Source organism: Pseudomonas sp. WS 5412 (assembly GCF_012985615.1).
Taxonomy (GTDB): Bacteria; Pseudomonadota; Gammaproteobacteria; order Pseudomonadales; family Pseudomonadaceae; genus Aquipseudomonas; species Aquipseudomonas shahriarae.
In genome coordinates this window covers 74580-83374 of sequence record NZ_JAARMB010000012.1, presented here as the reverse complement: position 1 = coordinate 83374, position 8795 = coordinate 74580, and the positions used below count along the sequence as shown (strand labels likewise).

The following is an 8795-nucleotide window of genomic DNA, read 5'->3' as shown; positions in this document are numbered from 1 at the left end:
TCAGGAAGACGAAGTTCGATCAATGAGATTTAGGTGCAATAGCAGGCGGGGAGCGTTGTAGTAGCCGGCAAGCCGGCTGCTACAGGGGAGGTCAGGCGCAGGCTTTTTCAGTGATGACTCGGCCGGCCTGCATGCGTACCAGTTGGTCGGCGACGTCGAAGTAACGGTCGTCGTGGGAGATGACGATGATGGTCTTGCCCAGGCGCTTGAGGTCCGGCAGCAGCTCGGTGTAGAAAATCCGCCGGAAGGTCGGGTCCTGGTCCGCCGCCCACTCGTCGAACACCAGCACCGGGCGCTCGTCGAGCCAGGCGTTGACCAGGGCTAGACGCTTGCGTTGCCCGGTGGACAGGTCGGTGGTGGTGAACGCGCCGTCGCGCACGCTGACCTTGTGGGCGATTTCCAGGCGCTCCAGGTATTGAGTGGCGTCGTCGGGCAAGGCCTTGTCGTTCTGCACCAGGTCGTCGAACAGGAAGTAGTCGGCAAAAATCGTGGTGAACATCTGCCGGTAGTCATCCAGCCCCAGGGCGTCCACGGGCAGGCCGTTGAGACGGATTTCACCTTGCTGCGGGGTGTACAGGCCCAGTAGCAGCTTGATCAGGGTGGTCTTGCCGCAACCGTTTTCACCGACGATAAACAGAATTTCCCCAGGCTCGATGCTCAGGTTGACCGGCCCGAGCTTGAACGGCTCGCTGCCTTCGACCGTTGGGAAGGCGTACTGCACGTTGCGCAGTTCCAAGTGCTTCATCACGGGCACGGTTTTGTCGGCGTCATCGAGCAGCAGGTGTGGTTCCGGCGAGGAGAAACGCTCCGACAGGTCGGCAATGCGGCGGAAGGCAATTTGCGCGCGGCTGATGATCGGCAGGTTGCCGATCAGGTTTTCCAGCGGACCTTTCATGTACAGCAGCACCAGGACAAAGCCGCTCATCACCGCCGGGTCCGAACTGGGCCAGAATTGTTGCAGGGTCAGGGCCAGACCGATAACCACGAAAAACAGCATCGAGCCCAGGCTCTTGGCAATCACGAAGATATTGATCGAGCGGATGTGGGTGTCGCAGATTTTGTCGGCGGTGCCCTGGATATTACGGGTGTGCATGGCATGCCGACGTGGGCGGTGGATGCGCAGTTCCTTGGCACCCTCGGCAATCGCCGAATAGTGTTTTTGCAGGTTGTCTTCGGCGTCACGTGCCGCGTAGAACCCTTTGATGCCTTTGCTTTGAGCCACGTACTGCACCGCCGAACCAATGCCGATGGCCAGCAGGGTCATCAGGAAGATCGGCCAGGACAGCACCGCCAGATAGCCCAGGCAGCCCAGGATCACTGTGGTGGAAATCGCCAGCGGGGCGAAGGCGAAGGCAAAGTCGCTGATGGTGTCCACGTCGTGGGTCAGCACCGGGATCAGGCGGTGAGTGCGGTAGCGCTCGATCTGTTCGATGGGGGCGGCGAGCACTTTGGCGCCGAGGTCCTTGCGCAGTTTGGCAATCACCTTCTGACCGACGAAATTGGTGCCGATGTCGGCGCCGATACTGCTGAGCAGGGCCAGTAGGCACAGCCCGGCGAAGGCCAGCACCACGCCGGTGCCCATGCCGTCGGCGCTGTGCAGGCCGCGGTTGACCGTGGCCAGCAGCGCCGTGACGCTAAGGCCGCCGATGATGCCCAGCGTGATGGAAGAAATAACAATCCGCCGATAGGGCTTGAGCAGGCTCAAGAGTTCTCGAATGGCGCTGCGCGGTGCTGCGGTCATGAAACTACCTCGATCGCGACGTGGCTACGTGCTGTGGGCAAGTGAAGGCCTGCGCGCGGAGGTTTACCGTTGGCAGGCCGATAGTAGGAGGACGAGTCGGGCGGGGCGCGATTTAGCCGCGTCCCGAGGTGCGTAGGCTCAGAGATCCCGTGCCACGCGAAAGCCCAGCCAGTCGCCGCGCACGTTGGAGTTGAGGCTGTTGCGGTTGCCGGAGCGGGAAAACACCGGCGCTTCGCCCCAGTCGTTGCCGCGAATCTGCCGCACTTCGCACTGCCCGGTCAGCCAGGCGCTGCCATCGCTGGGCGCACCGACATAGCTGTCGTTTTCACAGTCTTCGACCCATTCGTAGACGTTGCCATGCATGTCATACACGCCGAACGCATTGGGCGCATAGCTGCCGGCCGGGGCGGTATAGCTGTAGCCATCCGCCGGCCCGTAGGTATTGGCGTGCTTGGCGATGCTGTACTCCTTGCCTTCATCGAATGGAAATGGGAACGGGCCGGAGGTGCCGCCACGGGCGGCGTATTCACGCAGGGACTCGCTGACCATGCGGTACTGCTTGCCGGTTTTCTTCGACAGCCAGGCGACATAGGCATTGGCTTCTGCAAAGTCCATGCACACTGCCGGATGTTTGGGGCTTGTCTTGTAGGTGGGGTTGCCGGCCGTGCATTTGCGCCCTGGACGGTCGTCGCCGTCGGGCATCTTGTAGCCGGTTTCTTGTACGTAACGGTCCCATTCGCCGGCCAGCACCTGGAAGCGGCTGATGGCCACGGGTTTGGCGAAGGTCACGTCATGGATCGGCCCTTCATCGGGCTGGCGACCGACTTCATCATCCGGGGTGCCCATTTTGAACGTGCCGGTAGGCAGCACCACCATTTCCGGGCAGTTTTTGCAGTCCTTGAACACGGTGCCGGGCTTGGGCGGCGTCGCGGCTTGGGCGGACGGCAACAGGCAGGCCATCAATGCCGTCAGGGCCAGGGATTTGAGGAGCGTCGGGGTGAGCGGTTCATCGTTCATGAGTCGTCTCGTGGGCAAGAAAAAAGGGTGTCAGAGGGCTTTGTCGAGCAGGACCAGGAAGCGGTCGACTTCATCTTCGGTATTGAGCAAGCCGGGTGCGGTGCGCACCACCGGGCCGACGTCGCGGTTCACTGCGTCGCTGACCACACGGTTGCTCATCAGGTAGGCGGCCACCTTGTCACTGTCCTGGCCCTTGACCCGAAAGAAGCTGAAGCCGGCTGAGAGCTGCGGGTTGGACGGGGTGACCAGCTCGATGTTCGGTCGCGCTTGCAGGCGGTCCTTGAGGTAGGTGTTGAGGCTGTGGATACGCTGCTGAACCTGGGCCTTGCCCAGTTGCAGGTGCAGCTTGAAGGCCTCGTCCAGCGCCCAGCGGTGTTCATAGGCGTGATAGCCACCGGGGGAGAACGAGGTGGCGAAATCACTGTCTTCGGAGAAGGTCGGCACGCAGGGGGTGAGGGTGGTCACCTGCTCTGACGCGGCGCATACCAGGCCGGTGCCGCGTGGGCCGAACATCCATTTATGGGTGCCGGCGATAAAGAAATCGCAGTGCATGTCGGGGAAGGCCAGGTCTTCGACGCCAAAGCCATGCACGCCATCGACCACGTAGAGAATGCGGTCTTTTTCTTCGCGCCCCTGGTTATGGCGTTTGACCAGTTGGCCGATTTCGCCGATCGGCAGCTTCACGCCGCTGCCCGATTGCACCCAGGTCATACCCAGCACCCGAGTGTTGGGGCGGATATTGCGCTCGATGGCCGCCAGCACTTCATCGATCGACACTTGATTGGCGTTGGCGAACAGCTTGATCTTGCGCACCTGAGTGCCGTCGCGCCGGGTGCGGAACCCCAGGATGCTGTCGGTGGAAAAATGCTCGTGCTCGGTGGTGAGGATCTCCTGGTCGGGTCGCACATGGATACCGCCGTAGATCATCGCCAAGCCCTCGGTGGTGCTGCCGGTGAGGGCGATCTGGCCGGGTTTGGCTTGCAGGTAACGACCTGCCCATTCGCGCACCTGGCGTTCGCGTTTCCAGGGTTCCTGCAGGTCCCAGTCCATGGTCAGGCCGGGGTTGCGGTCAATGGCGGCGCGGTGCCGTTCGATGGCCTCGCGCACGGGCCTTGGGTGTGAGGTGATCAGGAAGTTGGAGAAGTGGATGTAGCTTGGGTCCTGGTCGAACAGGTGGCGCAGGCCCGTCCATTTGTCTGCGGGTGCCGGGATGGGGGCTGCCTGGGCCTCAAGGCCGGCCCCCAACGGCAGGCTGGCGGCGAGGATGCCGGCCTGCTTGAGAAAGGTACGGCGGTCGGTCATGGCGTCGGCTCGCTTGGCAAGACGCCAGGTTTGGCGGATTTTTGCGTCTGCTCCCACACCCGCAGGAAATTGCCGCCCCACAGCTTGGCGATATCGGCTTCGGAGTAACCGCGGGTGATCAGTTCGGCGGTCACGTTGCGTACTTCGCTGACATCGTTCCAGCCTTTGACGCCGCCGCCTTCGTTGAAGTCCGAGGCAATGCCGACGTGGTCGATGCCGATTTTGCGCACGGTGTAGTCGATGGCATCCCCCAGGTCCTTGAGGCTGGCCTTGGGTTCATCTTCGAGAATGGCGTAGAGCTCGCTGGCGTATTCACCGAACTTCTGTTCTGGCCAGGCGGCGATGATCGGATCCCCCGGCATCAATGCCATCGCCAGGTTGGGCAGTGGCGGTAGGTCGAAACGCGCGCGCAGTGCGTTGAGCTTGTCCTGGATCGGCTGGCTCAACGGTCGCAGGTAACCGCCGAAGGCCACCACTTGCACCACGCCGCCGCTGTTTTTGATCAGTTGCAGTTCTTTGTCGCTGAGGTTGCGTGGGATATCCACCGATGCGCGGGGCGCAGAGTGGGAAGCGACCATGGGGGTGCGGCTAAGCTGGGCGACTTGCTCGAGGGCGGTGGTCGACATTTGCGATACGTCGATGATCACGCCCAGGTCGTTCAGGCGCTGTACGGCTTGCTTGCCGATATCCGAAAGGCCGCCGAGGGCGTCCGGTGAATCGTTGAAAAATGGCAGTGGGCGCGAAGAGTCCGACCAGCTGTTGTTGCCGATGTAGCTGAAGCCGAACATGCGCATGCCGCGTGCGGTCCACATGTCCAGCAGGTTCAGGTCATTGCCCAGCGGGTAGGCGTTGAGCATGCTGATAAAAATTGCAAACTTGCCTTCGCCATGCAGGCGGCGAAAATCGGCGGGGGTATAGGCAATGCCGACCTGGTTGGGAAAGTCGCGGACCATACCGGCGATGATCTTGTAGCGCACCTCTTGCTGATGCCGGGCCTCGTCGACAAAGCCTGCAGTCGGTTTGTGGGGCGCGTTGGCGCCGTTCCACAGTTCGGGCCAGCCGAATATCGTCAGCGCCGCCCCCGACAGGCGCCCGCGACTGGCCTTGGCCAGGTCGAACTGGCCGCTGCCGTCCTTGTCCGCTTCATGGCCTGCGGTGCCGAAGTCCAGGGGCACGGTGATATGGCTGTCGAACGAGATCAACCGATCTTGCAGTTCATTGGCTTGCTTGATCACTTCCAGCGGGTAGCCGGCATTGCCGCGAAACCAGTGATCCCAGGCAAAGCCTGCGCCGGCAGCAATGGCCAGGGCCAAGGGCAGGCCGATGTATAGAGCCTTTTTCGAACGTGGTTTTGTCATTGCCATCTCAGTCGGTTCGCCTTTGAGGTGCAGGCGCAAGGGGCCTTTGCTATCTGGGAAGAACGAGTGATGGGCAGGGAAATTTAAGCGCGCCAACGATCACCTGCAGGAGTCGGCTTGCCGGCGATAGCGGTGGGTCAGGCAGTGATGCATCGACAGGAAGACCGCCATCGCCGGGCAGCCGGCGCCTACAGTAAATTTGCCACCCGGCTAAACGTTCTAGCTTGGATAAAGCCTGCTCCAAGGCTGACACAGGTAGGAACATGACGATTTCTCGACGAGGGTTTATCGCAGGCCTGGCGCTGACCGGCGCCGCCGTACCTGCGGCCTTTTATGCCCATCGTGAGTTGACGCGTGAGGAATTCCCCATCACGCCCGAAGAGGCCACGGTGGACCTGGCGGACACCGCCGGCCAGCAATTGGCGGACAGCCTGCGGGGTGTCTGGAGCCTGCGCCTGGAAGGGGCTGATGCCGGGCTGCAAGGCTTGCCCCTCGACGGCCTGGAACTGTTTCTTGATATTGCGCCGCGTGGCCGAGGCCTGCGTGGCTACCTGGATACGGCCGGGCAACTGCGCGCAGAGGGTGAGCCGCGCTATCAGGTGCTCGGCGACCTGGCGCCAGGCAATGCGGCGCTGCTGTACTGGCGCCTGATTGACCGCGACTCGCCAGACGGCAGGCCGGCCTATGAATTCAAGATGCGCCTGGACGAAGTCTGGGGCAGCTTCGGCAATGCCGGTAGCGGCACCCTTAGCGGGCAGATCCTCAGCCTCGATCGCCCGCTGGCGCTGCTGGAGCGGGACAACCGTTTTGTCGCTACCAAACAGCTTTTTCCCGAAGCCCGCGAGCGTATCGGCCTGAACCCGACGCTGCTGGCGTGGTTGGTTGCGCCCGAGCACCGCCTGTTTCATCAGCTCTGGCACGCCTCGCGGGACCAGTGGCACAAGCTCCCTGAAGACAAGCGTAATGCCCTGCGCGGTATCGGCTGGCAGCCCGGGCCACGAGATAAAGAGCGCGACGCCCGTGGCCCACGCAAGGACCGCAACGGTTCGGGGATCGACTTTTTCTTTATGCATCGGCACATGCTCGGTACTGCGCGCTCCATGCAGGACTTGCCGTCATGGCCACGTTTCCCTGGGCCGCAGCCGGCACTTGAGGCTGATCGCCGGGGTTTTGCGCGCTACTTCGACAATCACGATGGCTTTGCGCTGCCACCCACTTGGATGGCCAGCGGTGACGAGCAGTACACCCGGTGGGTCAGTGAGATCAAGGCGGTCGAGACGTACCACAGCAACTTCCAGGTGTGGGAGTCGCAATACCGTGACCCGCGTTACCTGGCCAAGTTGACTCTGGGTCAGTTCGGCTCGGAGCTTGAGTTGGGGTTGCACGATTGGTTGCATATGCGCTGGGCTTCGGTGCCGCGCGATCCTTCCAATGGTGCGCCCGTGCCATTTGCGCGAGATCCGGCGGACTTCGCGGCGCGTTGGTATGAGCCTGAGAATGACTTTTTGGGCGATCCGTTTTCCTCCCATGTGAACCCGGTGTTCTGGCATTTTCATGGTTGGATCGATGATCGGCTCGAGGACTGGTTTCGCGCCCATGAGCGCTTTCACCCGGGTGAACTGAGCCGCCTGGAGGTCAACGGTGTGCCGTGGTTTGCGCCGGGGCGCTGGGTCGAGGTGGGTGATCCGTGGCTGGGGCCGGATACCCATGGTTGCAGTACCACCCCGGGATTGCAGATGGGGCGCACCGTGGAGATGGATCCGGAAACCATGAAGCTGGCCTTGCGCATCACCTTTGGCGCTGATGATGACAAGTTACAGGACTTGTTCCGCAAGGTGCCGAAACGGCCGTGGTATGCGCGGCATTTGAAGGTCAAGGAACGGATCATTTGACCGACGCGCCATCAAGCTGAATGCACACTAAACCATGTGGGAGCTGGCAAGCCAGTTCCCACATTAGATCTTCATCGTTGAAGGTCGGGTGCCTGCCAGCCTCCACCCAGCGCCTTGTACAGCGCCACACTGGCCTCCAGCCGCGCCTGGCGCAGTTGCACGTTCAGGTCCTGGGCGGCATACAGTGTGCGCTGGGTTTCCAGCACCGTCAGCAAGTCTTCCGCGCCGGCCTCATAACGGCTTTGGGCGATGCGGAAGGCGGTCTGTGCCTGGCTCAGCTCCTCACGCTGCCACTGGCGTTGTTCGTCGAGCTGGCGAATGCTGCTCAGGGCCTTTTCCACATCGGCAAAGCCATTGATGATCGCCCTGCGATAGGTGTGCAGCAATTCATCCTGGCGTGCCGTCGCTCTGTCGCGTTCGGCGCCGAGGCGACCGTTGTTGAAGATTGGCGTGACCAGCCCACCCGCGAGGTTATAGAACGGGTTGCGCAGCATATCGGCAGTGCGATTGGCGCCGGAGCCGAGGTTGGCGGTCAGGGTGACCGTGGGCAGCATGGCGGCGCGGGCGACGATGATATCGGCCTGGGCCGCCGCCAGTTGTGCTTCGGCGCTGGCGATGTCCGGGCGACGGCTGAGCAGGTCGCTGGGTACTCCGGCGGCAATGCTGGGCCAGCGCAGTTGGTCAAAGGATTGATCGGTAAATGGCAGGGTCTGTACCGGTTGGCCGAGCAGGGCGGCCAGGCTGATCCGGGCGGCTTCGGTGCGTTGACGGACTTCTGGCAACTGCCGTTGTTGCGCGGCGACCAGGCTCTTTTGCTGCGCAAGTTCCAGCTGGGTGGCAGAGCCGGCATCATGGCGGGTCTGCACCAGTTTGAGGACGCTTTGCGCATTGGCCAGGTTCAGTTCGGCGATACGCTGTTGTTCATGCAGTGCCAGCAGTTGGGTGTAGGTCGTGGCCACGCCGCTGAGCAGGGTCAACTCCACCGTGGCGCGCTCGAATTCGCTGGCGCGCACGGCCAGTTCCGCGCTGTCGCGTGCAGCACGCTTGCCGCCCCAGAAGTCGATTTCGTAGGTGGCGGTGAGGTTTGTACTGAAGTAGTCCCCCGCGTCTTTGTTGCTGTTGCTCTGCGGTGGGTTGTTGCCCGTGCCACGCAGCTGTTTCTGCCGGCTGGCGTTGAGCCCGCCGGTGAGCGCGGGCAGCAAGGGCGCGCCGGCGACCACCGCGCTGGCCTGGGCCTGGCGTACCCGGGCCATGGCGCTGGCCAGGTCGTAACTGCCAGCGCGGGCTTGTTCGATCAATTGGTCGAGTTGCGGACTGGCAAATGCCGTCCACCATTGCTGGTTGACGTGCTGGGCCTGGGCCTTGCTCGCCGTGTCCCACGCGGGCGGTGGCTGCAAACCGCTCTCCGGGCGCTGCGCCGGGCTGCTGCACGCGGCCAGCAGCAGGCTGGCGGCAACGAGGGTCAAGTGCGCTTTCATAGGGCGA

At 62.6% G+C, this 8795-nt stretch carries 6 protein-coding genes; 1 reads left to right on the top strand and 5 read right to left on the bottom strand.

Annotated elements, in window-relative coordinates; all coding sequences use genetic code 11:
- Positions 1 to 91: 91 nt before the first annotated feature.
- From HBR94_RS17070 to pvdM, 4 genes are all read right to left on the bottom strand, one after another.
- Complete coding sequence (locus HBR94_RS17070; protein WP_057959172.1) at positions 92 to 1741, bottom strand: cyclic peptide export ABC transporter; 1650 nt, start codon at positions 1739 to 1741, stop codon at positions 92 to 94.
- Positions 1742 to 1879: 138 nt separating this feature from the next.
- The gene (locus tag HBR94_RS17065; protein ID WP_170045242.1) at positions 1880 to 2758 is read right to left on the bottom strand and encodes a formylglycine-generating enzyme family protein; all 879 of its coding nucleotides are present in this window, start codon (positions 2756 to 2758) and stop codon (positions 1880 to 1882) included.
- A 30-nt stretch (positions 2759 to 2788) separates the two neighbouring features.
- Positions 2789 to 4060, bottom strand: a complete 1272-nt coding sequence (locus HBR94_RS17060; protein ID WP_170045241.1) for an aminotransferase class V-fold PLP-dependent enzyme — start codon at positions 4058 to 4060, stop codon at positions 2789 to 2791.
- A complete protein-coding gene (gene pvdM, locus HBR94_RS17055) occupies positions 4057 to 5418 on the bottom strand; it encodes a pyoverdine-tailoring dipeptidase-like protein PvdM (protein ID WP_170045240.1) in 1362 nt (453 codons plus the stop codon). The genes HBR94_RS17060 and pvdM overlap by 4 nt, the downstream gene beginning before the upstream one ends.
- 263 nt (positions 5419 to 5681) lie before the next feature.
- On the opposite strand from pvdM, the gene HBR94_RS17050 reads away from it, so the two are divergent.
- Positions 5682 to 7310 (top strand): PvdJ/PvdD/PvdP-like protein, encoded by a 1629-nt coding sequence (locus HBR94_RS17050; RefSeq protein WP_170045239.1) that lies wholly within the window; start codon positions 5682 to 5684, stop codon positions 7308 to 7310.
- Positions 7311 to 7381: 71 nt separating this feature from the next.
- On the opposite strand, the gene HBR94_RS17045 is transcribed toward HBR94_RS17050, so the two are convergent.
- On the bottom strand, positions 7382 to 8788 hold the full coding sequence (locus HBR94_RS17045; protein WP_170045238.1) for an efflux transporter outer membrane subunit: 1407 nt from the start codon (positions 8786 to 8788) through the stop codon (positions 7382 to 7384).
- Positions 8789 to 8795 lie beyond the last annotated feature (7 nt).